22 protein-coding genes are annotated in these 26,081 nt (G+C 68.2%); 15 read left to right on the forward strand and 7 right to left on the reverse strand.

The window, feature by feature from the left end:
- The 3 genes from ACFWU2_RS14540 to ACFWU2_RS14550 are packed head-to-tail and all read right to left on the reverse strand — an operon-like array spanning window position 1 to window position 3,574.
- Window positions 1–1,248 carry a glycosyltransferase family 4 protein gene (locus ACFWU2_RS14540; RefSeq protein WP_378607177.1) on the reverse strand — a complete coding sequence of 416 codons (1,248 nt, stop codon included), beginning with the start codon at window positions 1,246–1,248 and terminating at the stop codon, window positions 1–3.
- On the reverse strand, window positions 1,248–2,768 hold the full coding sequence (locus tag ACFWU2_RS14545) for a 1,4-alpha-glucan branching protein domain-containing protein (protein WP_378607302.1): 1,521 nt from the start codon (window positions 2,766–2,768) through the stop codon (window positions 1,248–1,250). Before ACFWU2_RS14545 ends, ACFWU2_RS14540 begins: the two co-directional genes overlap by 1 nt.
- A gap of 26 nt (window positions 2,769–2,794) precedes the next feature.
- Entirely contained in the window at window positions 2,795–3,574 is a 780-nt protein-coding gene (locus ACFWU2_RS14550; RefSeq protein ID WP_378607180.1) for a class I SAM-dependent methyltransferase, read from the reverse strand.
- A 229-nt stretch (window positions 3,575–3,803) separates the two neighbouring features.
- Between ACFWU2_RS14550 and ACFWU2_RS14555 the strand changes: the two genes are divergently transcribed.
- From ACFWU2_RS14555 to ACFWU2_RS14590, 8 genes are all read left to right on the forward strand, one after another.
- Window positions 3,804–4,589 (forward strand): electron transfer flavoprotein subunit beta/FixA family protein, encoded by a 786-nt coding sequence (locus ACFWU2_RS14555; RefSeq protein ID WP_378607183.1) that lies wholly within the window; start codon window positions 3,804–3,806, stop codon window positions 4,587–4,589.
- A gap of 48 nt (window positions 4,590–4,637) precedes the next feature.
- The gene (locus tag ACFWU2_RS14560; protein ID WP_378607186.1) at window positions 4,638–5,594 is read left to right on the forward strand and encodes an electron transfer flavoprotein subunit alpha/FixB family protein; all 957 of its coding nucleotides are present in this window, start codon (window positions 4,638–4,640) and stop codon (window positions 5,592–5,594) included.
- Window positions 5,595–5,783: 189 nt separating this feature from the next.
- Window positions 5,784–7,019 carry a cysteine desulfurase family protein gene (locus ACFWU2_RS14565; RefSeq protein WP_378607189.1) on the forward strand — a complete coding sequence of 412 codons (1,236 nt, stop codon included), beginning with the start codon at window positions 5,784–5,786 and terminating at the stop codon, window positions 7,017–7,019.
- Window positions 7,016–8,110, forward strand: coding sequence for a tRNA 2-thiouridine(34) synthase MnmA (gene mnmA / locus ACFWU2_RS14570; RefSeq protein ID WP_378607192.1), 1,095 nt, complete (start codon window positions 7,016–7,018; stop codon window positions 8,108–8,110). The genes ACFWU2_RS14565 and mnmA overlap by 4 nt, the downstream gene beginning before the upstream one ends.
- Window positions 8,107–9,135: a methionine synthase gene (locus ACFWU2_RS14575; protein WP_378607195.1), complete on the forward strand. Its 1,029-nt coding sequence runs from the start codon at window positions 8,107–8,109 to the stop codon at window positions 9,133–9,135. Before mnmA ends, ACFWU2_RS14575 begins: the two co-directional genes overlap by 4 nt.
- A gap of 89 nt (window positions 9,136–9,224) precedes the next feature.
- The gene (gene ligA, locus ACFWU2_RS14580; RefSeq protein ID WP_378607198.1) at window positions 9,225–11,312 is read left to right on the forward strand and encodes an NAD-dependent DNA ligase LigA; all 2,088 of its coding nucleotides are present in this window, start codon (window positions 9,225–9,227) and stop codon (window positions 11,310–11,312) included.
- A gap of 240 nt (window positions 11,313–11,552) precedes the next feature.
- The gene (locus ACFWU2_RS14585) at window positions 11,553–12,284 is read left to right on the forward strand and encodes a hypothetical protein (RefSeq protein WP_378607201.1); all 732 of its coding nucleotides are present in this window, start codon (window positions 11,553–11,555) and stop codon (window positions 12,282–12,284) included.
- A 2-nt stretch (window positions 12,285–12,286) separates the two neighbouring features.
- A complete protein-coding gene (locus ACFWU2_RS14590; RefSeq protein ID WP_378607204.1) occupies window positions 12,287–14,272 on the forward strand; it encodes a YhgE/Pip family protein in 1,986 nt (661 codons plus the stop codon).
- A gap of 25 nt (window positions 14,273–14,297) precedes the next feature.
- Here ACFWU2_RS14590 and ACFWU2_RS14595 read toward each other — a convergent pair whose 3' ends face one another.
- A complete protein-coding gene (locus ACFWU2_RS14595) occupies window positions 14,298–14,948 on the reverse strand; it encodes an amino acid-binding protein (protein WP_378607207.1) in 651 nt (216 codons plus the stop codon).
- Window positions 14,949–15,260: 312 nt separating this feature from the next.
- On the opposite strand from ACFWU2_RS14595, the gene gatC reads away from it, so the two are divergent.
- Entirely contained in the window at window positions 15,261–15,560 is a 300-nt protein-coding gene (gene gatC, locus ACFWU2_RS14600) for an Asp-tRNA(Asn)/Glu-tRNA(Gln) amidotransferase subunit GatC (RefSeq protein WP_169619649.1), read from the forward strand.
- Complete coding sequence (gene gatA, locus ACFWU2_RS14605) at window positions 15,557–17,032, forward strand: Asp-tRNA(Asn)/Glu-tRNA(Gln) amidotransferase subunit GatA (protein WP_378607210.1); 1,476 nt, start codon at window positions 15,557–15,559, stop codon at window positions 17,030–17,032. Before gatC ends, gatA begins: the two co-directional genes overlap by 4 nt.
- Window positions 17,033–17,107: 75 nt before the next feature.
- On the opposite strand, the gene ACFWU2_RS14610 is transcribed toward gatA, so the two are convergent.
- Together ACFWU2_RS14610 and ACFWU2_RS14615 are read right to left on the reverse strand one after the other, a co-directional pair.
- Window positions 17,108–18,493: an alpha/beta-hydrolase family protein gene (locus ACFWU2_RS14610; RefSeq protein ID WP_378607213.1), complete on the reverse strand. Its 1,386-nt coding sequence runs from the start codon at window positions 18,491–18,493 to the stop codon at window positions 17,108–17,110.
- On the reverse strand, window positions 18,490–19,113 hold the full coding sequence (locus ACFWU2_RS14615; RefSeq protein WP_378607216.1) for a hypothetical protein: 624 nt from the start codon (window positions 19,111–19,113) through the stop codon (window positions 18,490–18,492). The genes ACFWU2_RS14610 and ACFWU2_RS14615 overlap by 4 nt, the downstream gene beginning before the upstream one ends.
- Before the next feature lie 235 nt (window positions 19,114–19,348).
- Here ACFWU2_RS14615 and ACFWU2_RS14620 point away from each other — a divergent pair, with 235 nt between their 5' ends.
- The 4 genes from ACFWU2_RS14620 to gatB all read left to right on the forward strand — a co-directional run bounded on the left by ACFWU2_RS14620 (window position 19,349) and on the right by gatB (window position 23,865).
- Entirely contained in the window at window positions 19,349–20,497 is a 1,149-nt protein-coding gene (locus ACFWU2_RS14620) for a sensor histidine kinase (protein WP_378607305.1), read from the forward strand.
- Window positions 20,498–20,508: 11 nt separating this feature from the next.
- On the forward strand, window positions 20,509–21,186 hold the full coding sequence (locus tag ACFWU2_RS14625; RefSeq protein WP_378607219.1) for a response regulator: 678 nt from the start codon (window positions 20,509–20,511) through the stop codon (window positions 21,184–21,186).
- A 68-nt stretch (window positions 21,187–21,254) separates the two neighbouring features.
- The gene (locus tag ACFWU2_RS14630) at window positions 21,255–22,286 is read left to right on the forward strand and encodes a 6-phosphofructokinase (protein WP_378607222.1); all 1,032 of its coding nucleotides are present in this window, start codon (window positions 21,255–21,257) and stop codon (window positions 22,284–22,286) included.
- A 67-nt stretch (window positions 22,287–22,353) separates the two neighbouring features.
- Entirely contained in the window at window positions 22,354–23,865 is a 1,512-nt protein-coding gene (gene gatB / locus ACFWU2_RS14635) for an Asp-tRNA(Asn)/Glu-tRNA(Gln) amidotransferase subunit GatB (protein WP_378607225.1), read from the forward strand.
- Between the two features lie 104 nt (window positions 23,866–23,969).
- Here the strand turns inward: gatB and ACFWU2_RS14640 are convergent, their stop codons facing one another.
- Window positions 23,970–25,118 (reverse strand): PQQ-dependent sugar dehydrogenase, encoded by a 1,149-nt coding sequence (locus ACFWU2_RS14640; protein ID WP_378607228.1) that lies wholly within the window; start codon window positions 25,116–25,118, stop codon window positions 23,970–23,972.
- Window positions 25,119–25,196: 78 nt separating this feature from the next.
- Between ACFWU2_RS14640 and ACFWU2_RS14645 the strand changes: the two genes are divergently transcribed.
- On the forward strand, window positions 25,197–25,946 hold the full coding sequence (locus tag ACFWU2_RS14645) for a DoxX family membrane protein (RefSeq protein ID WP_378607231.1): 750 nt from the start codon (window positions 25,197–25,199) through the stop codon (window positions 25,944–25,946).
- Window positions 25,947–26,081: the final 135 nt, after the last annotated feature.

Here is a 26,081-nt window from a genome sequence, read left to right on the forward strand (position 1 = left end):
TCAGTCCCGGCCGGGAAGCGGGCGCTGCGGGATCACGGGCCGTCCGAGCGGATGCCGTACTCGCCGCTTCGCGCTGATGTAGACCTGGGCCGTCTCCTCGGCGACCTGTCCCCAGTCGAAGTCGTCGGTGAGCCGGGCCCTGGCGGCCCGGGCGCGTTCCTGCGCGGCGGCCGGATCGTCGAGCGTCCTGCGCACCGCCGACGTGAGCGCTGCGACGTCGCCGGGAGGAAACGACAAACCGGTCGAGCCGTCGACGACGGCCTCGCCGAGCCCGCCGGCGGTCGAGGTGACCAACGGTGTTCCCGCAGCGGCAGCTTCGAGCGCGATGATGCCGAACGGTTCGTACCGGCTCGGCAGGACTATGGCGTCGGCGGTGTGCAGTCGATCGAGCAGTTCGGTGTGGTCGAGGTTGCCGAGGAAAGTCACCGAGCGTGCGACACGGTGGACCCGCGCCTGTTCGCGCAACCACTCGGACTGGGTGCCTTCGCCGGCGATCATGAGTGTGGTGCCGGGGTGTAAACGCCGAATCCGCGGGAGGGCGGCGATCGCGTCCTGCACGCCCTTTTCGTACTCGAGCCGTCCCACATAGAGGAGCCGGGCCGGTCCGGATCGGGGTGCGCGTTCGCGGTACGACCACGTCGTGATGTCGATACCGTTGCGGATCACCGCGATTCGCGGCAGATCGGAGCCGTACAGTGCTGTCACTTCGTCGTACATCGACGCCGAACACGTGATGAGCGCGTCGGATTCGTGGGCGAGCCACCACTCGACCGAGTGCACCTGCCGGTTGATTCTGCCCGAGAGCCACCCGCTGTGGCGGCCCGCTTCGGTTGCGTGGAGCGTGGAGACCAGAGGCACGTCGAAGTGCTCGGCAAGGGCGATGGCGGGATGCGCGACCAGCCAGTCGTGTGCGTGCACGACATCGGGTTGCCACCCCTCGCCGATACCGCCGCGGCTCAGGCCGATACCCGCGCGCACCATCGCGTGCCCCATCGCGAGGGTCCAGGCGAGCATGTCCTCGCCGAATACGAAGTGGGGGGCGTCCTCCGCGACCGCGACGACGAGCACGCCCTCTGCGATATGGCTGAGTGTGGGATGCGTCGAGGCATCGGTTCCCGTGGGGCGCCGGGACAGCACCACGACTTCGTTTCCCGCGGCGGCAAGTTCCGTGGCGAGGTGGTGAACGTGCCGACCGAGCCCACCGACGACGACCGGCGGGTACTCCCACGACACGATCAGGATCTTCATCACTTGCCTCCGTGGCGTCCGGGCAGGCGCCGCGCGTCGAGCCCGGGGAAGAGGTTGTCGGCTCGGTTCCAGCCGTCGGCCAACCGTACTGCCGCCGAGTCCCGGCCGGAAGCGACAGCATCGGCGATCTCCCGGAGGGCGTGCGCGTGGGTGTGCGCGCGATCGCGGGCGTAGGCGGCCGCGGTGTCCTTGCTGACCATGAACGCCCAGTCGCTCGAGACGGTGAGCAGTGCTTCGCGCAACATCTGGTCGTGCACGCGGTTGCGCAGGACCGGCGCTCCGGGTGCGTGCCCGCCACGGGCCTTGTCGAGTGTGTCGAGCGTGGTCCGGACCACCTCGTCGTTGAGTTGGACGAGGTCGGAGACCTGGTCGCCTGCCCACACCCGCCAGTCCTTGCCCGATCCCCACGAGGAGTTCGCGAGATCGACGGGACCACCGACGTATCCGCGATCACGGGCGTCGGTGAGCGTGCCCACCTCGATGCCCGCCTCCGGCAGCGCCCGCAGAAGCCGCTCGAGGAACAGCGGACCCTCGAACCACCAGTGCCCGAACAGTTCGGTGTCGAATGCCGCGACGACGAGTGCGTCCCTGCCGATGCGGGCGGACTCGCTCCGGAGGCGGCGCCGGATCGTGTCGACGAAGTCGGCCACGTGGCGGTCGACGGCGAGGGACGCGAGTTCGGGGTCGTAGGGCGCCTTCTCCTCCGAAGGCACCGCGCGCCCGGTCACGCGCGAGGGCTTGAGACCCGTGTCGTGACAGTAGGTGTGGAAGTCGCGGTAGGCGGCGTGCCCGGGGTATCCGGACTTCGGCGACCACACGCGGTACGAGACCTGAAGGTCACGTCCGAAACACACGACGTCCGAGTCGAGCACGGTGCGGCCGAGAGTGGTCTCACCGTGCAGCGCCGGCCCGTCGACCATGAAGTGTTCGACACCGGCTGCCGCGTACCCGATTTCCATCCCCGGCGTGAATCCGCACTCGGGGCCCCAGATGCCACGGGGACGGTGTTGCCAGCGGGCATGCGCGTCGTGCAGGCCTTCGGTGAGGGAGAACTCCCGCATCCGGGGGTCGAGCAGTGGCTGGAACGGGTGGGCGAGTGGACCACCGAGCAGTTCGATCGCGTCCGCGTCGACGAGGTTACGGATCACGGGGGAACCGCCGTGGCGCCATCGGGTTTCGAACATCTCGAGCGCGGCTCCTGCCGCACGGTGTTCTCGTGCCCCGAGCGCCCGGTAGGACTCCTCCGCCATGCCGGCGGCCTCGTGGGCGCGCAGTTGCCAGTTGCCGAGCCAGTGGTGCATTCCGGCAAGGCAGTGCGGATCGTCGAGCTGGGCGGCCAGGACGGGCGTGATCCCGAGTGTGACCATCCGGCTGTGCCCTTCGTGGGCAAGGCGCGCAAGAACGTCGGTGACCGGGAGATACGTTGCGGCCCAGGACTGATAGAGCCATTCCTCACCGACCGGCCACCGGCCGTGATGGGCGAGCCACGGCAGGTGGGAGTGCAGGACGAGGGAGAACATTCCCGGTTCTCCGGTCTTCTTCGTACTCACCGCGCGGGATCCTTTACTGCGACCGCAACCAGATCGAGGCTGCTGTCGATGTTTTCGGGGTCGAGAACGAAGTCGTCGACGGTGATGCCTGCGACGTCCTCGGTGAGCTCCGCCGGCCACGGTTCCCCGGCCAGGGCACGCTCGATCTGCGCGTCGATGAACGAGCCACCGTGCTTGGCGTCGAGCGCGCGGAGCGTCGGGCCGTGGTGCACTCCGGTCATCAGTTCCACCCGGAAACCGGCACTGTCGAGCAGTTCCGAGAGTTCGGCCGCATCGAGTTCACGGGTGTGGAACGGATTGAGCGGGGTGTCGCGCCCGGGCGAGAAGGTGATGCGGTTCGGTGTGCTGATCAACAGCGCGCCGCCCGGGGAAAGGACGCGGTGGCATTCGCGGAGGAACTGTCCCTGGTCCCACAGGTGTTCGATGACCTGGAAGTTCACGACGACGTCGACGGTCTCGTCCGCGAGGGGGAGTTCGGCGAGGTTGCCGTGCCGCATGTCGACGCGTGGGTAGCGGGCGCGGATGTGAGCAACTGCGCTCTCGTCGTAGTCGAGGCCGATGACCCGCGTTGCCACGTCGGCGATCATGTCCGCGCCGTAGCCTTCGCCCGCGCCCGCTTCGAGGACGGTCCGGTCCCGGCATCGGTCGAGCAGTTGCCGGTAGACCACTTCGTGGCGCCGGAACCAGTAGTTCTCCTCGGCGATGCCGGGTACGGTCCGTTCGCCGGTGAGGGGGAGAGTCTGGGCGTCGTCGGCGCGGCTGTTGGTATCGCTCACCGAGCAGACATTAGTGCCACCGCGCTCCGGCTCCGTTCCGGTGGTCCAGATCACAGGTTTGCGTGTCCTTTCGTGCGGCTATGGTGAACCAGGAATCCCGCTAAGTTACCCACGGGTAACTTAGCGTTTGATAATCTATCGCACACGCCGTGCGACAGACACGAGTGCTCGGTTCAGGCAGCGCCTTGCCGACCAAAGGCAGCTACACACAGGAGGTCGACGCAGACCCATGACGAACATCGTCGTTTTGATCAAGCAGGTCCCCGACACGTGGTCCGAGCGCAAGCTCACCGACGGCGACTACACGCTCGACCGTGAAGCCGCCGACGCGGTTCTCGACGAGATCAACGAGCGGGCGGTCGAAGAGGCCCTGCTCATCAAGGAGCGCGACGGCGGCGAGGTGACCGTGCTGACCGCAGGTCCCGACCGCGCGACCGACGCCATCCGCAAGGCGCTGTCGATGGGTGCCGACAAGGCCATCCACCTCAACGATCCCGCGCTGCACGGCTCGGACTCCATCCAGACCGCCTACGCGCTCGCCGCGGCGCTCGGCCAGATCGAGGGCGTCGAGCTCGTCATCGCCGGCAACGAGGCCACCGACGGTCGCGTCGGTGCCGTGCCCGCGATCATCGCCGAGTACCTGGGCCTGCCGCACCTGACGCACCTGCGCAAGCTGACCCTCGCCGACGGCAAGGCCACAGGCGAGCGCGAGACCGACGAGGGCGTCTTCGGCCTCGAGGCACCGCTCCCCGCGATCGTCTCGGTCACCGAGAAGATCAACGAGCCGCGCTTCCCGTCCTTCAAGGGCATCATGGCCGCGAAGAAGAAGGAAGTTCAGACCCTCACCCTGGCGGACATCGGTCTCGATCCCGAGATCTTCGGTGTCGCGAACGCCGCGTCCACCGTCACCGGCGTCACCCCGAAGCCTGCGCGTACTGCCGGTGAGCGTGTCGCCGACGAGGGCGACGGTGGCGACAAGGTCGCTCAGTACCTGGTCGGCCACAAGATCATCTGATCGCGCCCCCGCGACAACACCAGACCTATCTAGGGAGAGAAGCAAGCAATGGCAGAAGTACTCGTGCTCGTCGAGCATGCCGAGGGCGCGCTCAAGAAGATCAGCACCGAACTCATCACCGCCGCTCGCGCGCTGGGTGAGCCTTCGGCAGTCGTGACCGGTCCCGCCGGCACCGCCGACAAGCTCCAGGAGGCGCTCGCCGCCGCCGGTGCTGCGAAGGTCTACGCCGCCGAGTCGGACATCATCGAGGACTACCTCGTGACCCCGAAGGTCGACGTTCTCGCCGCGCTCGTCGAATCCACCAGCCCCGCAGCGGTTCTCACCGCAGCTTCGGTCGAGGGCAAGGAGGTGTCCGGCCGCCTCGCTGCGCGACTGGGCTCCGGCCTCCTCGTCGACGTCGTCGACGTCAAGAGCGACGGTTCCGCCGTCCACTCGATCTTCGGTGGCGCGTTCACCGTCGATGCCAAGGCCAACGGCGACGTTCCGGTCATCTCGGTTCGCCCGGGTGCGATCGAGGCCAAGCCGGAGGCTGCCGCCGCCACGCGCGTCGACGTCGAGGTTCCGGCCCAGGAAGAGAACGCCGTCAAGATCACCTCGCGCGAGCCCGTCGCCGGTGGCGACCGCCCCGAGCTCACCGAGGCGTCGATCGTCGTCTCCGGTGGTCGTGGTGTCGGCTCGGCCGACAAGTTCTCCGTGGTCGAAGAGCTCGCCGATTCGCTCGGCGCAGCGGTCGGCGCATCCCGCGCCGCGGTCGACTCGGGCTACTACCCGGGTCAGTTCCAGGTCGGCCAGACCGGTAAGACGGTCTCGCCGCAGCTGTACATCGCGCTCGGTATCTCCGGAGCGATCCAGCACCGTGCGGGTATGCAGACCTCGAAGACCATCGTCGCGGTCAACAAGGACGAAGAGGCACCGATCTTCGAGATCGCCGACTTCGGCGTCGTGGGCGACCTGTTCAACGTCGCTCCGCAGCTGACCGAGGCTGTCAAGAAGCACAAGGGCTGATTCTCACCCTCCAGCAGAGCGCGGCCCCGTTCCGGAATCCGGAACGGGGCCGCGCTCGCATGTGGGCAGTCCCGGTGGGCGAGATGTCCGACTCGTCCGCACGCCGGAACGTGACCCGTGCCGCATGTGCTCCCGTGGAAGCGGTGAGCGCGACGGGCACCCCGGGCCACCCGCTATCCTGGATCGGTCATGACCTCGCCCGCCACCGGATCCTCCGGTACCTCGAAAACTGTCTATCTCGATCACGCCGCGACCACGCCGATGCTGGCCGCGGCGATCGACGCGATGACCGGCGTCTTCGCGACCACCGGCAATGCCTCGTCCCTGCACGGTTCGGGACGCGCGGCACGCCGCAGGATAGAAGAATCCCGCGAATCGATCGCCGCCGAACTCGGTGCGCGACCCTCCGAAGTGATCTTCGTCTCCGGCGGTACCGAGGGCGACAACCTCGCGGTCAAGGGCATCTACTGGGGCCGGCGCGCTCAGGACCCGCGCCGCCGCCGGATCATCGCGAGCGCCGTGGAACACCACGCTGTGCTCGACGCCGTCGAGTGGCTGGCCGACCACGAGGGTGCCGTCGTGACCTGGCTACCGGTGGACGCGGTCGGACGGGTCGAGCCGGCAGTACTGCGCGAGGCGCTCGCCGCTCATCCGGACGAGGTCGCCCTCGTCACGATCATGTGGGCCAACAACGAAGTCGGCACCGTAATGCCGATCGTCGAACTCGCTGCCGTCGCGGCCGAGTTCGGTGTGCCGATGCACAGCGACGCGGTGCAAGCCGTCGCGCATCTGCCGGTCGATTTCGCGGCGAGTGGACTGTCGGCGCTCACCCTCGCCGCTCACAAGTTCGGCGGCCCCCAGGGCGTGGGCGCGCTCCTGCTCGGACGCCAGGTTCCCTGCGTTCCGCTCGCCCACGGCGGAGGACACGAACGGGACATCCGGTCGGGGACCCAGGACACCGCGTCGATCGTCGGCATGGCCGCTGCGCTACGGGAGGTCACCGGCGACCTTCCGGCCCGGACTGCCGAACTCGCCGTCCTGCGCGATCTTCTGGTCGACGGTGTCGAAGCGGTGATCCCCGATGTGATCCTCAACGGACCCCGCGGCGCAGGGCGGCTTCCCAACAATGCGCACATGACGTTCCCCGGCTGTGAGGGGGATTCGCTGCTGATGCTGCTCGATGCGGCCGGGATCGAATGCTCCACCGGGTCGGCGTGCACGGCAGGTGTGGCGCGGCCCAGCCACGTGCTGGTCGCGATGGGATCCGACCCTTCGACGGCCCGCGGGTCCTTGCGATTTTCCTTGGGTCACACCACGACCCGAGACGATATCGATGTACTGATCGACGTTCTGCCGCGCGTGGTGGAGCGGGCACGTGCCGCCGGTATGGCGAGCGCTGGTGGACGAGGAGGTGACCGGAGATGAGGATTCTTGCGGCTATGAGCGGCGGTGTGGACTCGGCGGTTGCCGCGGCCCGCGCTGTCGATGCCGGACACGACGTGGTGGGGGTGCATCTGGCGTTGTCGTCTGCTCCCGGCACCCTGCGCACCGGTTCGCGTGGTTGTTGCTCGAAGGAGGATGCCGGCGATGCCCGCCGTGCCGCCGACATGCTCGGAATCCCCTTTTACGTATGGGATTTCGCCGACCGCTTCAAAGAAGACGTGATCGACGACTTCGTGGAGGCCTACGCGGCGGGCCAGACTCCCAATCCGTGCCTGCGGTGCAACGAGAAGATCAAGTTCTCCGCGCTGGCCGACCGCGCGGTGGCTCTGGGCTTCGACGCGGTCGCGACCGGCCACTACGCGCGGTTGCAGGACGGGGTGCTGCGACGCGCGGTCGACGCCGACAAGGACCAGTCGTACGTGCTGGCGGTGCTGACCGCGGAACAGTTGTCGCGGGCGATGTTCCCGATCGGCGACACACCCAAGGACCTGATCCGGGCCGAAGCCGCCGAGCGCGGTCTCGCGGTGGCGAACAAGCCGGACAGCCACGACATCTGCTTCATTCCGTCCGGTGATACCCGGGCCTTCCTCGGGGCGCGGATCGGGGTGCGGCCCGGCGCGGTCGTCGACGACGATTCCGGGGAGGTCCTCGCCGAGCACGAGGGCGTCCACGGCTTCACTATCGGTCAGCGCAAGGGACTCGGGATCTCCGGTCCGGGCGCCGACGGCGGTCCGCGGTACGTCACCGCGATCGAACCCGAGACGGGCACCGTCCGGGTCGGCAGCGCCGAACGCCTCAAGGTCGACTTCATCCATGCCGAGCGTGCGGTGTGGACGTCGGGTAGCGCACCCGACGGACCCGTCGAATGCGTCGTGCAGGTCCGGGCGCACGGCGGGATCGCCCCGGCGGTCGCCGAGACGGCCGGTTCGGGCATCGAGATCTCTCTGCGGGAACCGCTCACGGGCGTCGCCGCCGGACAGGCCGCGGTGCTGTACCGGCCGGACCCGGCCGGCGACATCGTCCTGGGCAGCGGCACGATCGCGGTCGCACGGCCCGTAGCAGAGGGAATGTGACGACCGAAGGGTCGGCGCGGGGGATCTGGTCCGGGATCGCCACCGGAGTGGGTTCGTGGCCGGGCACCGACGCGCGCGAAGCGGCGGCAGTGGTGGTCGGCGAACTCGCCGAGCTTCCGCACCTCGTGGAACTTCCGGGCAGGGGTCTGGGTTCGGACACGATCGGGCGGGCGAGCGCGCTGCTCGTCGACCTCCATCTCGACGCATCGACCACCGGTTACCGATTGGTGTCTCGACGCGGCACGATCGCCGCGCGCGCCGAAGATCTGCTCGGACAGGACCTCGACGCGCTCGAGGAAGCGTGGGAGCGCGCCGGTGTGGGGTCGGATCGCACGGTCAAGGTGCAGTCGGCCGGTCCGCTGACACTGGCTGCGCACCTGGAACTCGCCACGGGCCGCCGCGTGCTGCTCGATCGCGGGGCGGTGCGCGAACTGTCCGAGTCGCTGGCGGAGGGACTCGCGCGGCACGCCGCCGAACTGCACCGCAGGCTCGGCGTGCAGGTCGTCGTGCAACTCGACGAACCTGCGCTTCCCGATGTCCTCGCGGGGACATTGGAGGGCAGAACGATCCTCGAGACGGTTCCGGCGTGGCCCGAACCCGAGGCGCTCGACGTCCTGGACACGACGATCCGCGGCATCGGACTGTCCGTCGCGGTGCACTGCTGCGCGGGCAGCCTACCTGCCGACCTGTTGCGCCGCAGCGCCGCCGAAGCCGTCGCGTTCGATCTCACGCGGGTGTCGCGGGCAGATCTGGACGGCATCGGTGAACTGTTCGATTCCGGTACCGCGCTCGTCCTCGGGCTGGTTCCGACGACCGCTCCCAACCCCGTGCCGAGCTGGCGGGAACAGGCGGCACCTGCCGTGGAGCTCTTCGACCGTCTCGGCTTTCCTCGTACCGCGTTGCGGTCGGTGTCCGTGGCGCCGACGTGCGGGCTCGCCTCGGCGGACCCGCAGTGGGCGCGGCAGGCACTGAAGTCGGCGCGCGAGATCTCGGCAGCGCTCTCGGAGGACCCCGAGACGCTCTGACGAAAGGGGTCCGGCCGGCACGTCGGGCCCTGTCCGGTGCGATCGGATCGCTGCGGAGTTGTCGGCGTACTCGACTAGTCTTGTGACCTGTGAGTGAACCGACGGACGCGCCTGCCACCGCTCCTCCCGAGGCGCGCGAGCGCTGGCAGGATCTTGCCGAGCAGGTGCGGGAGCACCAGTTCCGCTACTACGTGCGCGACGCGCCGATCATCTCCGACGGACAGTTCGACGCACTGCTCGGGGAACTCCAGGCGCTCGAGGAGCAGTACACAGAGCTGCGCACCCCGGACTCACCGACCCAGCTCGTCGGCGGCGGGTTCGCCACCGACTTCACCGCCGTCGGCCACCTCGAGCCGATGCTCAGCCTCGACAACGTCTTCGACGAAGACGAGCTGCGGGCATGGCTCGCGCGCGCGGAGACCGAGACCGGAACACACCCGGATTACCTGTGCGAGGTGAAGATCGACGGTGTGGCGCTGAGCCTGGTGTACGAGAACGGCCGCCTCGTGCGCGCCGCGACCCGCGGTGACGGCCGTACCGGTGAAGACGTCACGCTCAACGCGCGCACGATCGACGAGGTACCCGAAAAGCTCACCGCCACCGAGGAATACCCGATCCCGACGCTGCTCGAAGTACGCGGTGAAGTGTTTTTCCGGCTCGAAGACTTCCAGAACCTCAACGCAGGTCTCGTCGCCGCCGGAAAAGCACCGTTCGCCAATCCGAGGAACTCGGCGGCAGGGTCGCTGCGACAGAAGAATCCTGCGGTCACCGCGCAGCGTCGGCTGCGCATGTACTGCCACGGGTACGGCCGCATCGAGGGGTTCTCGCCGCAGTCGCAGTCGCAGGCATACGACGCCTTCGCCGCATGGGGCCTGCCGGTCTCGCCGCACACCCTCCGCGTCCGGGGAGCGGACGCCGTCGTCGAGCGCATGCGGTACTGGGGCGAACACCGGCACGACATCGAGCACGAACTCGACGGCCTGGTCGTGAAGATCGACGACATGGGCCTGCATCGCCGGCTCGGTGCCACCTCGCGTGCCCCGCGCTGGGCGATCGCCTACAAGTACCCGCCCGAGGAAGTGACCACCACACTGCTCGACATCCGGGTGAGTGTCGGACGCACCGGCCGGGTCACGCCGTTCGCGTACATGGAACCGGTAACCGTGGCCGGATCCACCGTCTCGCTCGCGACGCTGCACAACGCGTCGGAAGTGGCGCGTAAGGGCGTGCTCATCGGCGACACCGTGGTGATCCGGAAAGCCGGCGACGTCATCCCCGAGGTCCTCGGACCCGTCGTCGACCTGCGCGACGGCACGGAACGCGAATTCGTGATGCCGAACGTATGCCCCGAGTGCGGGACCCCTCTCGCGCCCGCGAAGGAAGCCGACGTCGACCTGCGTTGCCCGAATTCGCGGAATTGCCCGGCGCAGTTGCGCGAACGGGTGTTCCACGTCGCCGGACGCGGCGCGTTCGACATCGAGGCATTGGGATACGAAGCGGCGACGGCCCTGCTCGAAGCGAACGTCATCTCCGACGAGGGCGATCTGTTCTCGCTGACCGAGGACGACCTCCGGAAGGCGCCGTTCTTCCTCACCTCGAAGGGCGCGCTGTCGAAGAACAGCGAGCGTTTGCTGCAGAACCTGGCCAACGCGAAAGAACAGCCGCTGTGGCGCGTCCTCGTTGCGCTGTCGATCCGGCACGTCGGCCCCACGGCGGCACGCGCTCTGGCGACGGAGTTCGGCAGCCTGGACCGGATCCGGGCGGCGTCCCTCGAGGAACTCGCCGCCGTCGAGGGCGTGGGCCCCACGATCGCCGCCGCCGTGGTCGAGTGGTTCACGGTGGACTGGCACGCCGCCATCGTCGACAAGTGGGCCGCTGCCGGCGTGCGCATGGAGGACGAACGCGACGAGTCGATCGCACGCACACTCGAGGGTCTGTCCATCGTCGTCACCGGCACGCTCGCGGGCTTCTCGCGCGATCAGGCGAAGGAAGCCATCCTGGCGCGAGGCGGCAAGGCTGCCGGTTCGGTATCGAAGAAGACCGCCTTCGTGGTGGTGGGCGACAACCCCGGTACCAAGGCTGACAAGGCGACCGATCTCGGCGTGCCCGTGATAGACGAGGACGGATTCAGAATCCTGCTCGACCAAGGCCCCGACGCCGTGCGCGAGGTGGGGTAACGCTCCGGACGGGCACCCGCTGGGCGGACCGCGCGTTCCCCTCGAGGGTGGCCCGAATCTCCTGACACATCCCGGAAAGCGCCTCTCGGTCGCCGTGAACAACGGCATGATCGAAAGAACGTGCTGTGAATGTGTCCTTCGGTGGTCGTCCTCTCGTGAGTCGGACCGACCCGCGCGACGGCCTCCGAGGCGAAGGCGTTGATGTTCCGACGGTGGAGACGTGGGGTGGAGATGGTCGAAATGCCTGTGACGGACCCCCGAGCGTCGTGGGCGCCGGCTCCGGGAACGCTCGTTTCAGCACGGGGCATCGAACTGGACGGGCCCTGGGGACACGTGTTCGGTCCGCTCGACCTCGATATCGACGAAGGCGGAGTCTGCGTGCTGGCGGCACCGGCCGGGGCGGCACGCACCGCGCTGATGATGGCGTTGTGCGGGCGGATGCGCCTGACCGGCGGTTCGCTCACCGTCCTCGGATACGAGAACAAGCCGAGAAAGGTGTTCGCTCATTCCGCGATCGCGTGCATGAACGAACTCGACGAGGTGCCACCCTCGGTCACCGTGCGCGACCTGGTGACCGAACAGAAGCGGTGGGATTCGCCCTGGTACCGGCTCGTGCCGCGGGTCGACGAACGCGGGGTCGCGGACATGTGCGAGGAGGTTTTCGGCGACGTCGAACTCCCGCACCTGCGCGCCTTCGTCGACGACCTGCCGGAACTTCAGCAGATGCTGCTGCGCATCGCGGTCGCGAACACCCGGCGACCGCCGCTGCTTGTGGTCGGGCGGCTCGACAGGATCGCCGACGACGCCGAGCGCACGGTTCTCCTCGAGAGACTGATCGCACTGGGCGAGACGCAATCGGTGATCACCGCCGACGTGAATCCGATTCCTCCCGGGGTCGCCGTGCGGACCCTGGTGGACATGCACGATCTGCTGGGGCCGGGCGACATCGGCGTCATGACCGAGATGGGGTAGCGATGCTGGCTGCGTTTTCGCTGGGGAGCGACATCACACGGTACTTTCGCGGCACGATGCCGCGCGTCGCGATCGTCACCATCATTCTCATGCCGCTGCTCTACGGCGCGATGTATCTGTGGGCGTTCTGGAATCCGTTCGGTGCGGTCGACAAGATCCCCGCGGCAATCGTCAACAACGACACCGGACGCTCCTCGACCGGCCAACAGGTCGATGCCGGAGATCAAGTCGTCAAATCGCTGCTCGATTCGGGACAGCTGGATCTGACCGAGGTACCTGAGAGCGAGGCCACTGCCGGTCTCGCGAGCGGTAAGTACTACTACACCGTGACCATCCCGGAGAATTTCACCGAGGCGGTCGAATCTCCCAGCGGGGACAATCCCGAGAAGGCGAACCTTGTGTTCACCTTCAACGACGCCAACAACTACCTCGCCAGCATCATCGGGCAGGACGCCTCCGAGCGGGTGCTCAACCAGATCAACGCCACCATCGGCGCCCAGGGGGTCGGACAGATACTCACCGGGCTCGAAAGCGCGGGTTCCGGGCTGAAAAAGGCGGCAGACGGTGCCGGCACACTCGCGAACGGGATCGACACGGCCAAGAGCGGTGCAGACCAGCTCACCTCGGGCTCGCGCGAACTCGCCGACAACCTCGTCACCGCCCGTGACGGATCGGCCCGGTTGGCGACCGGCGCGAACGAACTCGCCACCGCTGTGGACGGCGTCGCCGATCCGTTGCTCGGCTTCCTGAACAGTGGCGCACCGACCGATATCGCCGACCGGGTGACACAACTGAGGCAATCGCTCATCGCGCTGGAAAGCCGGGTGCCCCAGCCGGTGGAGGCCGCGGCGGGGTCGGCGCTGCAATCGGTTGTCGACGTGCTGGGCCAGAGCAACGATCCGCTTGCCCATCAGGCCCTTGCCGTGCTGGGTCCGCTCACAGCGCAGCAGGTGCAGACGGACGCCGAAGCGTTGCGCGCGGAAATCGTGCGCCTGCAGGGCGAAGCCCAAGCCGTCGAATACGAACTGCTCGACCCGAACAGTCCCCTCCAGCGCGGGCTCGCGTTGCTGCAGAGCGGTGATCTGGCGTCGGATGTGGAGCAGTTGCGCAACGGGGTGGACGAATTGAGTTCTGGCGCGGGGACCCTGAACTCAGGGCTGATCGAGCTGACGGACGGAAGTTTCCGTCTCGCCGACGGTGCCGGACAGTTGTCGTCGGGAATGGAGCAGTTGCAGTCGGGCTCGGACGAACTCGCCCAGCAACTGTCACAGGGTGCAGGCGAGGTGCCCAGCTGGACGGACCAGCAGCGCACCGCGACCGCCGACACCCTGGCGTCGCCGGTGGCGTTGAAGCAGGACTACAACAACCTGGCGTCGACGTTCGGAACCGGATTCGCTCCCTTCTTCCTCTCTCTGGCATTGTTCGTCGGCGGCATCATCACGTGGATGCTCTTGACGCCGTTGCAATCGCGGCCGACGGTCGGTGGAGTCGGGTTGTACCGCACCGTCTTCGCGTCGTACTGGCCCGCTCTGCTCGTCGGCATTCTGCAGGCGCTGGTCATGTATGCGGTGGTGCACCTCGGGGTCGGTCTCGATGTCCGGCATGTCGCCGGCACGATCCTGTTCCTGGTGCTCGTCTCGGCGACGTATCTGGCATTGATCCAGGCGTTCAATGCGGTGTTCGGCACCGCGGTCGGACGCGTCGTCACGCTGGCTTTCCTGATGCTGCAACTGGTTTCGGCCGGCGGCATCTATCCGGTTCCCACCACCGCCAAACCGTTCCAGTACATCCATCCCTTCGACCCCATGACCTACACCGTCGAAGGGCTGCGGCAGCTCACGGTCGCCGAACAGGTCGACTCGCGCCTGTGGGTGGCCGTGGCAGTCCTGGTCGGGCTCCTGCTGGTGTCCCTCACCGCAAGCGCCCTGGCGGTGAGACGAAACCGGCGGTACACCATGCAACGGCTGTATCCGCCGGTGGAGGTCTGACACCCGGTTGGATACTGGCCGCAGGCTAAGCGAGAACGGTGCCGATGATGCCCGCGAGATATCCGATCCGCGCGATCTCGGACGGGCGGAACTCCGGTCCGCCGGGCCGGCCCAGCACGAGCACCCGGTCGGGCGCTCCCAGCGGGGCGGCGGCCAGCATCGTGTTCATGTCGCGCCACAGGCCGGGAACCCAGTCCGCCTCGTGGTCGAGCAGAGTCGATTTCGCCAGTGGCATCCACGGAACGTCGGCCAGGTGCGTCTCGGGTGCTCCGGCGCTGCCGGCGATTCGGTAGATGCCGTGTGTCCCGATTCCGAGGACCGTTGCCCACCCGACCCGCAGCACGCGCGGGGCACCGTCGACGAGAACCTGGAGCCGGTCGTCCCGGGCCGCGGCGACGTGATCGATCAACTCGAGTTCCCGGTGGGTGTCCAGAATCCCCGCGTACGGCCGGATGGAATCGACCGTCACACCGTCGAGCGACTCTGCGGCGGTCAGGAGCGTGTCGGGTAGTTTGCCCGGATCGACATCGACCACGAGATCGTCGATCGCGTAGTCCGCGCCGCGTTCGACGACATCGAGCGAGAGGATGTCCGCTCCGACAGAACCGAGAGCCAAGGCGAGCGCGCCGAGGCTACCGGGACGATCGGGTAGCCGGACACGCAAGAGATATGACACGTACGTCCCTTCCCAGAGGATGCCGACGCCCCGTACGTCGGCCCGGGATCGCAACGCACCCCGGCGGGGCACATCTTTCCACCCACTGCACGCCGATTGTGACCGCCCATCACCGAATTCGACGATCCTCACCCGAAAATGCCCGGTCGCGGCCATCCGATTCACAAGAACGCAACAATTCCTTTGTACGAACGAAACAGCCCGGCGACGAACGAGTCGCACGGGGGGTGATCGAACCGACTGCACGACCGCATCGGGCACGCACTACCCTGGACAGGAAGTTCAATTCCCATCGGAAAGGGGCCACCTACGGTGCCTGACATCTCCCGTGACGAGGTCGCGCACCTCGCCCGGTTGTCCCGGCTCGCGCTGACCGACGCCGAACTCGACGAGTTCTCCGGCCAGCTTGATTCGATCCTCAACCATGTCAAGGCGGTGTCGGAGGTGGCCGCGGACGATGTCGCGCCGATGGCGAATCCGAACGCCGTCACCAACGTGACACGGCCGGACGAGGTGATTCCCGGACTGTCGCCCGAGCAGGCGCTGTCGGGTGCACCCCTCGTCGAGGAAGGGCGGTTCTCCGTCCCGCAGATCTTGGGGGAGGGCGAATGAGCACCGATCTCACACGGCTCGACGCCGCGACCCTCGCCGCGCGGATCCACGCCGGTGAACTGTCGTCCGTCGAGGTGACGCAGGCGCACCTGGACCGCATCGGAGCGGTCGACGGCGACTACAACGCATTCCTGCATGTGGCGGGAGAGCAGGCGCTCGACGCTGCGCGCGAGGTCGACCGGGCCGTGGCCGCAGGCGAGACGCCGGCGTCCTCGCTGGCCGGCGTGCCGATCGCGCTGAAGGACGTGTTCACGACCACCGACATGCCGACGACGTGCGGGTCGAAGATCCTCGAGGGCTGGGTGTCGCCGTACGACGCGACGCTGACCACCAAGCTCCGGCAGGCGGGCGTCCCGATCCTCGGCAAGACGAACATGGACGAGTTCGCCATGGGCTCGTCGACCGAGAACTCCGCGTACGGCCCCACCCGCAACCCGTGGGACACCGATCGGATCCCGGGCGGATCGGGTGGCGGCTCCGCAGCCGCGCTCGCGTCCTACCAGGCGCCCCTCGCCATCGGCACGGACACCGGTGGATCCATCCGCCAGCCCGCCGCGGTGACGGCAACGGTCGGCACCAAGCCCACGTACGGCACCGTGTCCCGGTACGGACTGGTGGCGTGCGCATCGTCGCTCGACCAGGGTGGGCCTTGCGGCCGCACAGTCCTCGATACCGCCTTGCTGCACGAGGTGATCGCCGGTTACGACCCGCGCGACTCCACCTCCGTGAACGCCCCGGTGCGCCCGGTGGTGGACGCTGCTCGTCAGGGTGCTTCCGGTGACCTGACCGGTCTGCGGGTCGGTGTCGTCAAGGAACTCCATTCCGACAGCTACAACCCCGGTGTGATCGCCTCGTTCGATGCGGCAGTCGAGACCCTGACGAAGCTCGGCGCCGAGGTGGTCGAGGTCTCGTGCCCGCACTTCGAATACGCGCTCGCGTCCTACTACCTCATCCTCCCGTCCGAGGTGTCGTCCAACCTCGCCCGCTTCGACGCGATGCGGTACGGCATGCGGGTCGACGACGGCACGATGAGCGCCGATCAGGTCATGGCGGCCACCCGCGCCGCGGGCTTCGGTAAAGAAGTCAAGCGCCGCATCATGATCGGTACCTACGCTCTCTCGTCCGGCTACTACGAGGCCTACTACGGCCAGGCTCTGAAGGTGCGTCGTCTCATCGCGCAGGACTTCGACAAGGCGTACGAGCAGGTCGACGTGCTGGTCTCCCCGACGAGCCCGTTCACTCCGTGGAAGCTGGGCGAGAAGGTCGACGATCCGCTCGCGATGTACCTGTCCGATCTGTGCACGCTGCCGACGAACCTCGCCGGTCACTGCGCGATGTCGGTGCCGTCGGGCTTGTCCGCGGACGACGGGCTTCCGGTCGGCCTGCAGATCATGGCTCCGGCGATGGCAGACGAGCGCCTCTACCGCGTGGGTGCGGCATACGAGGCTGCCCGGGGCCCGATCGTGGCCTGAGCGTCCCCCCGTCACCCTCGACGACCCGCAGGTCTCCCTCCCGGAGCCTGCGGGTCGTTCTGTGTCGCCTCCCGATCACGGAGTGCACTGCGCCTGATCCTGTCCGTACCGGTGACCGTGACCGGGCGCAGCGTCGAGGGAGGTGAGCAGGTCCACGGTCGTCTGCGCAAAGGTGACCACCGGTAACCAGGGCGGGACGGGGGCGTCGACCCGCGCATGCGACAGGTCCGGGGGCGACCAGAGCAGCGAAGGCTGCCACCACACCACCGGATCCGAACTGTTCGCCAGGACGGTTCCTCCCGGAAGGCGCATCCCGGCGGGCGGACCCGACAGCACCGTGTCGCACGACCCCGGTTCGGCATCCGGGAACGCGGCTGCAGCACCGGACGCGCCGAGACTCTGCCCGTACACGTGCACCTCGGGGCGGTGGGACGCCGGCATTTCGTCGACGTGGGCGCGGACGGCAGCGGTCAGTACGCGGGCCGATTCGGCGGCTGCGTCGCGATCGGTGAGGAAGGTCATCCAGCTCGGTGCGTCCGAGTACTGCTGAGCGACGATCGCGACGTCGGTTCCCCAGCGGGCTTCGAAGCCCTCGACCGCGTGCGCGTCCACCCACCCCGATCCGGTGGGTACCGCGAGCACGAGATGCGCGCGGTCGAATCCGCCGGCACGCTCCAGTTCCCGGACGGCCAGTGTCGCTCGCTCCGGGACGTCCGGGGCGGAGTCCAGACCCACGTAGGTGCGGACAGCGGATCCGGCGGAGGCGAGGGACACGAAACGCTGCCCCTCACGCCCGAGCGTGTCCCAGTCGACGAGGGAGTCCTTCGACCCCGCGACTCCCGCAGTGGACGGAAGAGGTGACAGGGAAGTGGGATCCGGGTCGCCGGGGGCAGGGGAGAGCAGTGCCGATCCGACAGCGAACCATGTTGCGAGACAAGCCGTACCGATCGCCGCCGTAATTCTGCGGCCTCTCGGGTTCCGAAGGATCATGCGTACCGCCCGTCCCGAGAAGACGAGCAGCGCGGCGACGATCGACGCCGTGACGAACACGTCGAGCCAATAGCTCGGCCCGATCTGTGCCTGCCCCATCGCCTCTCGCAGCGCGTTCTGCCAGTGGTGCGCGCCGGTCCCGGCGATGACGACGGACGCGGCGGCGACGGCGGCGGCAAGGTAGCGCACCTCGGCCTCGCCGGATGCGCGTGCCGGGCGCGGGGTGCGCATTCGCCGGATACCCGCCCGGACCGCCAGTGCCAGCGCGACCACCAGTCCGCACACCAGACCTTGCGTCGACGACGTGCGGGGAAGCAGCGACGGAGCGAGTGAAACCCAGAGTGCGACAGCGATTGTGACACTGGTGCCGATCGTCGGTCCCGATGAGGCCAGGACGGATCGGACGCGCCGGGCGGTGCCCGGGTGCGACGGCGGGGGTCCGGCAGCGTGGTCGCGAGTGAGGATGCTCATCGGCGGGCCGCCCTTCGCACTGCCCACGCGCCCCAGACGGCCGGAATCGCGCCGAGACCCGCCACCATCAGGAGCGAAGCGGGGGATTCCGAGACCGGGATGCGGTAGCCCTGGCGCCAGGAATTGAGACGCACGAAGGTCGTGGCGAGATGAGCCGCGGGCAGACAGGACGAATCGCCTTGGGAGGACTCGGATTCACACGCGGCACGCAGGTGACGTGCGAGCATCGCATCCAGCTCGCGGCGTGCGTCGGGACCCAGTTCCTGTCCGCTGTCCCGGGCGAAACGCAACATGTCGTATCCGAGATCGTGAACGCGGCACGCGGTGTCGAACGAGTCGGGGAGCGGGACCGGTGACGAGCAGTCACCGTCCGGGTCCACGAGGACCTCTGCGGACGTGAACCCCGGCTCGGTGGCCGGGGAATAACCCATCGCGGCGGCGAAGTCCGGTGGAAACGCCGCCATCGCACCGGCGGTGTCATCGGTCGCGAGAGCGTGGACAGTCGTGGCGGGGGCCGTGATATCGGCGGCGGCGGTCTCGACAGCGGTCGCCTCGAACGCACGCGGCGCTCCGGCCGATGGGGATGAATCGCCGACGGCAGGGGAGGGTGTCGCGCCCACGCACAAAGCCGCTCCTGCGCTCAAAAGGAGGACGGCCGCACCCCGGCGGACCAGCGATCGCGATGTCATGGCGGTGACGCTAGGAACAGAACACACCCGCACGGATCACGCGACGGAGCGGTCCGGCACGAGCAACCCATATCGGAGGACCGCCCGGATCTCACTCTCAGGTATGAGGACAGGCGAGGTGCGGAAAACCTAGCGTGAACGTGTGAAGAAGCCGGCATCTTCGGGAATGCAGTCCACGGCGCGGTACGTCCGCCGGCACTGGGCAGCGATCTGTGTGGTCGCGGTGACGCTCATCCTGTACGCCGTCGCCTGGCCCACCCTGCACCTGACCCACGAGGTATCGCCGCCGGTGATGCCGCTGGTGTCTGCGGCAGCGGTGTTCCCGATGTTGCTCGTCTGGGTCCGGCCCGTTCTCGGCTGGGCTCTCACCGCGGCGACGGCGCTCGTCGTCCCGGTCTTCTTCGACCGCGTCGACGGGTTCGACTACCCGTGGCAGGTCGTGCACATCATCGTGATGCTCGTCCTGGTCGCAGCCGTGAGCGTCCGTGAAGACATCCGCGTCGTCCTCGCGGTGTGGCTCGCGACGGTACTGCTCTTCTTCGGATTCGTGCCGGGCAACGACGGCTGGGGGTGGGCCATCGGGATCACCGCCGTCGTCGCGTTCGGGTTGCTCGTGCGCTGGCTCGTGATCTCCCGTCGGCAACTCGCACACGAAGAGGAGGTCAGCGAACTCGAGCGTGCACGGCGCGCGATCCTCGAGGAGAAGGCGCACATCGCGCGCGACCTGCACGACATCGTCGCCCACCACATGTCCATGATCGTCGTGCAGGCGCAGAGCGCGCCCTATCGGCTCCCCACGATGACCGACGAGGTGCGCGCCGAATTCGACACGATCGGTACCGCCGCTCGCGAAGCGCTCAACGATGTCCGCGGCCTCCTCGGTGTGCTCCGCAGCGACGGGCAACTGCCCGAGAGTGCGCCGCAACCCGGCCTGGACCGGATTGCCGATCTGTTCGAGGCATCACGGCGTGCCGGGATCCGGCTCGACGCCCGGACGACGGGAGTGCCGGCGGGCGTGACGGACGCCGTGGGGCTGACGATGTATCGCATCCTGCAGGAATCTCTCACCAACAGCGCACGGCACGCGTCCGGCGCGGACGTAGCGACCTGCCTCGACTGGGGGAACGGAACCGTGACGATCTCGGTGACCAACGGCCCCGGAGAACCGGGTGCGCCGGCACCGGACCACGGCGGTGGCACCGGCATCCGCGGGATGGCCGAACGTGCTGCGGCCGTCGGGGGAAACCTTGTCGCCCACCCCCGATCCGACGGGGGATTCGAGGTGCGGGCAGTGCTTCCGACGCTCGCGGCCTAGGCTGGCGGCCGATGATCGAGTTCGAGAGACCCGTCACCGTATTCATCGCCGATGACCAGGCGATGGTGCGACAAGGCTTCGGCGCGTTGCTTGCGGCGCAGCCCGACATCAGTGTTCTCGGCGACGCGCCCGATGGGCGGGCCGCCGTCACCGAGGTGGCGCGGCTGCGACCGGATGTCGTCCTCATGGATGTGCGGATGCCCGAGATGAACGGACTGGATGCGGCCCGGCTCATCCTGTCCGACACCCGCGAACCTCGTTCCCGCGTGCTCATGCTCACCACGTTCGATCTCGACGACTACGTGTACGAGGCGCTGGGGATGGGGGCGAGCGGGTTCCTGCTCAAGGACGCACCGGCCGACGAGTTGGTCCGTGCCGTGCGCGTCGTGGCGAAGGGAGAGGCACTGCTGGCGCCGACCGTGACGCGCCGGCTGATCGCCGACGTGACTCGGCGTCGCCCCTCGCGGCGTGGGCGCGACGACACACTCGGCGTCCTGACCCCTCGTGAACTCGAAGTCCTCGAACTGATCGCGCACGGGCTGTCGAACACCGAGATCGCCGAGCGCTTGTTCGTCGCCGAGCAAACGGTCAAAACTCACGTCGGGAAGGTTCTCGGCAAGCTTCACCTGCGCGACCGTGCGCAGGCCGTGGTGATCGCCTACGAATCGGGACTCGTGACCCCGGGTTAGGGCTGCCCTGCCGCGCCGCAACGGGCAGGATGGCAGGGCGGAACGAAGTCCATTCGACGGAGGTATGCATGACGACGATCGGGATTCTTACGAGCGGCGGGGACTGCCCGGGACTCAACGCGGTCATCCGCGGCGCGGTCCTGAAAGGCACGGAAGTCCACGGCCAGGAGTTCGTCGGTTTCCTCGACGGCTGGCGGGGACTCGTCGAAGGCGACGCGATTCCGTTGGATCGCAGCAGAGTTCGTGGTCTGGCCCAGCAGGGCGGCACGATTCTGGGTACCAGCCGGTTCGGCCCCTATCAGGGCCCGCAGGGCGGTGCGCAGAATATTCAGGCGACTCTCGACCGGCTCGGGGTGGACGCGGTCGTCGCCATCGGGGGCGAGGGGACGGCGGCGGCGTCGAAACGTCTGTTCGAGGACGGGATCAAGATCGTCGGTGTTCCCAAGACGATCGACAACGACCTCAGTCACACCGATTACACCTTCGGCTTCGATACCGCCGTGGAGATTGCCACGGTGGCGATCGACCGGCTCCGTACGACGGGCAATTCTCACAAACGGTGCATGGTCCTCGAGGTGATGGGCCGGCACGCAGGATGGATTGCGCTGCATTCGGGTACGGCCGGTGGCGCCCACGCCATCCTGATCCCGGAGCACCCCGAGAGCCTCGATCAGATCTGTGAATGGGTGCTCAGCGTCCGCAACCGCGGACGTGCCCCGATGGTGGTCGTCGCGGAGGGCTTCAAGTTCCCGGACATGGACGAGGCGTATTCGACCAAGGGACTCGACGGGTTCGATCGCCCCCGGCTCGGCGGTATCGGCGAGGTCCTCGCACCCCTGATCGAGGAACGCACCGGCATCGAAACCCGCGCCACCGTGCTCGGACACATCCAGCGCGGTGGTGTTCCGACCGCGTTCGACCGGGTGCTCGCAACCCGCCTCGGTATGGCGGTGACCGATCTCGTCGCCGACGAGGAATGGGGACACATGGTCGCGCTGCACGGCACCGAGATCGCCCGGGTCGGGTTCGACGAATCGCTTGCCGACCCCAAGTTCGTGCCCGAGTCGCGCTATCAGGAAATGCGCGTTCTCTTCGGCTGAGGCTGCGCGGGGTGGCCGGGTACGAGCCCGCGCCACCCCGTTCGGGGGGCGGTCTAAAATCAGGTGCATGACTGCCTCTGTGTCTGCCGACCTGCTCGCCTACGACGACGTGCTCGCGAAGTTCGAGCCCGTGATGGGCATGGAGGTGCACGTCGAATTGCACACCGCCACCAAGATGTTCTGCGGGTGCCCGACGGGGTTCGGCGCCGAGCCCAACACCCAGGTGTGCCCCGTGTGCCTCGGTCTCCCGGGCGCACTGCCGGTGGTGAACCAGGCGGCGGTCGAGTCGGCCATCCGGATCGGTCTCGCCCTGAACTGCGCGATCACCCCGTGGGGCCGGTTCGCGCGCAAGAACTACTTCTACCCGGATCAGCCGAAGAACTACCAGATCTCGCAGTACGACGAGCCCATCGCCACCGACGGCTACCTCGACGTGGTGCTCGACGACGGCAGCACCTGGCGCGTGGACATCGAACGCGCGCACATGGAGGAGGACACCGGCAAGTCGCTGCATGTGGGTGGTGCCACCGGCCGGATCCACGGCGCGAGCCACTCGCTGCTCGACTACAACCGTGCGGGAGTGCCTCTCGTCGAGATCGTCACCAAGCCGATCGTCGGTGCCGGGGAACGCGCGCCCGAGGTCGCACGCGCCTACGTGACCGCCCTGCGTGACCTGCTCCGCGCGCTCGACGTGTCGGATGTGCGCATGGACCAGGGATCGATGCGGTGCGACGCGAACATTTCGCTCATGCCGATCGGCGCGAAGGAGTTCGGTACTCGTACCGAGACGAAGAACGTCAACTCGCTCAAGTCGGTCGAGGTGGCCGTGCGTTACGAGATGCGCCGCCAGGCCGCAGTGCTCCTCTCCGGCGGTGAGGTGATCCAGGAAACCCGGCATTTCCAGGAGGCCGACGGCACCACATCCCCGGGTCGCCGCAAGGAAACCGCGGAGGACTACCGGTACTTCCCGGAGCCGGACCTCGAACCGGTCGCGCCCGACGCCGCTTGGGTCGAAGAATTGCGCGGCACCCTTCCGGAGCTGCCGTGGTTGCGTCGTGCCCGTATCCAGGCCGAATGGGGTGTCTCGGACGAGGTGATGCGCGACCTGGTCAACGCCGGCGCGCTCGACCTGGTCATCGCCACCACCGAGGCGGGTGCGCCCGCCGACGCCGCGCGATCCTGGTGGGTGTCGTACCTGACGCAGCAGGCCAACACGCGCGGGGTCGAACTGGTCGATCTTCCGATCAGTCCGAAGCAGGTCGCGCAGGTCGTCGCACTCATCGACAGCGGCAAGCTCAACAACAAGGTCGCGCGCCAGGTCGTCGATCACGTGCTCGCAGGTGAAGGCGATCCCGAGCAGATTCTCGAGGCACATCCCGAACTCGTCGTGGTGCGTGACGACAGCAAGCTGCAGGCTGCCGTCGACGAGGCGCTCGCGGCGAACCCGGATATCGCCGAGAAGATCCGCTCCGGCAAGGTCCAGGCCGCGGGCAAGATCGTCGGCGACGTCATGAAGGCGACACGCGGACAGGCCGACCCCGCCCGCGTCAAGGAACTCGTTATCGCTGCCTGTAGCTGACGTCCTGGTGAACACCACCGCGGCCGAGCCCGTTCCGGGCCGGCCGCGGTGGTGTCTGCACGAACGTTCTCCGGACCGCACCCCTGCCCGGGCCCGGCCGGACCTCAGTCGAAGCCGCCGCCGCCCGCGGGGAACTGGATGCGCACGACGCGGTCGTCGTTCGGTCCGGGTTCACCGCCGGACTTGTTGACCGTCGAGATCCAGAGCAGACCGTCCGGGGACGCCGCCGCCCCGCGCAGCAGGCCGTAGCGATCCTGAACGGTGAGGACCGGCGCGGCGGTGACCGCACCCGATCCCGGATCGATCGCGACCACCGCGACCGCTTTCCCTCCGGTGAGCGCTACCGCGATACCGTCCGGCGACGCGGCGCATCCCGCCACACCGGGCCGCTCGGGCCATGTCCATGCCGGGCCCGAACCGACCGAGCCGTCCGCGCCGATGCGCTGGAGACGATCTTCGAGTTCGGTCCGGTCCGTCACCCACAGGTTGCCGCCCGGGTCGCGGCACACGTCACCGGCCGTGCCGATGCCCGAGAGCACCGCTGTGGGCACCGGAGCGGCACCCGGCGCGGGGAGCGGGAATTCGAGCAGTTTCCCGGCCAGTGAAGCGGGATCTGTTGCCGCGGAGCTGTTTCCCGCATTTCCGGTGAGGACGACCATCTCCGTGGGGGATATGAATTCGATGGCGCCACCGTTGCCCGTCGCGCCGCGGGGTATGCCGGTCAGCACATCCTTCGGGGTGTCGCCGGCCGCGATTCGCACGACCCGGTTGTCGGTGGGGGTGGTGATGTAGGCGTAGAGCAACCGGTCTTCGTCGAAGGTGGGGGACAGCGCCACATCGAGCAGGCCGCCGTCACCCGAAGCGTCGACGGGGACGGTGGCGATCTCCACGGGCTCGGTGTCGGGCGCGACCTGAAGGATTCGTCCGGTCCGCCGTTCCGTCACCAGTGCGGCACCACCGCCGGGCAGGGTCACCAGTCCGCCGGTCGTGTCGAGACAGGTCGCGACCACTGCCGGATCGGGGTCTTCACACGGTCCCGGGGGCACGGCGGAGGCATTCGGCGTCGTCGTGGTCGTCGTCGGGTCCTGCGGCCCGAAACCCGGGCCGGAATCGAAGGTCGGTTCGGGGGTGAACGGTGTCGATGCCGCATCGTCGAACCTCGCGCAGGACGAGAGCGCGAGAACCCCGACGGCCAGTGCCACCGCCGCCGTGCGAACACCGCGCGAACCTGTCGACTGCCTGCCCCACGTCATAACGCAAACGTTACCGGCACGCCGCGTGTCGCCTCCCGATGCCGGGTGCTCGGGCGCCCGGAGTCCTACCCTGGTGGCGTGACCGACAAGGAAACCGGCGGATCGCCGGAAACAGGATCGAGTCCTTTCGACGAGCCGACGCTCCAGATGCGGCGCACACGTGCATCCCGGCTGGAATCCGAGGACGACCTCGACCTCGACGGATCGTCGTTCGGTAGTGGGGCCCACGCGGCGCCGACCGAGCAGATGTACCGGCCCGGCACCGCCGGTGGCTACGTGGCGGATCCCGCGTCCACGACCGTCGAGCAGCGTCCGGTCAAGGCTCGACGCGGCACCCTCGACCTCGGGTTGCTGATTCTGCGACTCGCGGTCGGTGGAACCCTGATCGCCCACGGCCTGCAGAAACTGGTCGGGTTGTGGGGCGGGCCCGGACTCGACGGTTTCGAGGAACTGCTGCGCGAGGCCGGATATCAGCAGCCCCGGGTGCTTGCGATCGTCGGCGCGGTCGGCGAGACGGCGGCCGGTGCGCTACTCGTGCTCGGCCTGCTGACACCCCTTGCCGCCGCGGCAGTGGTCGCGATCATGATCAACGCCGTGTTGTTCAAGCACGACCTCGAGCCGGGCTTGCAGTACTTCGCATCCGACAGCTCCGGCTTCGAGTACGAGGTTCTCCTCGCCGCAGCGGCGGTGGCACTCACGCTCACCGGCCCCGGCCGGATCGCGGCCGACGGCCCGCGCAAGTGGGCGACACGTCCCTTCCTCGGATCCTTCGTCGCGTTGCTGCTCGGCGTCGCGGCGGGTGTCTGCCTGTGGCTGTTCGGCCGCTGAGACCACAGAAACGGGCGGGGGCCGCACACATGTGTGCGGCCCCCCCCCCCGGCCTGGATGGTGGGGGGGGTTAAGGGCCCCGTGGAACCCCCCCCCCTTTGGACCCAGGGGGCCGCGCCGGGGGACCCACCCGCC

This window comes from Rhodococcus sp. NPDC058639 (assembly GCF_042717545.1).
Taxonomy (GTDB): Bacteria; Actinomycetota; Actinomycetes; order Mycobacteriales; family Mycobacteriaceae; genus Rhodococcus.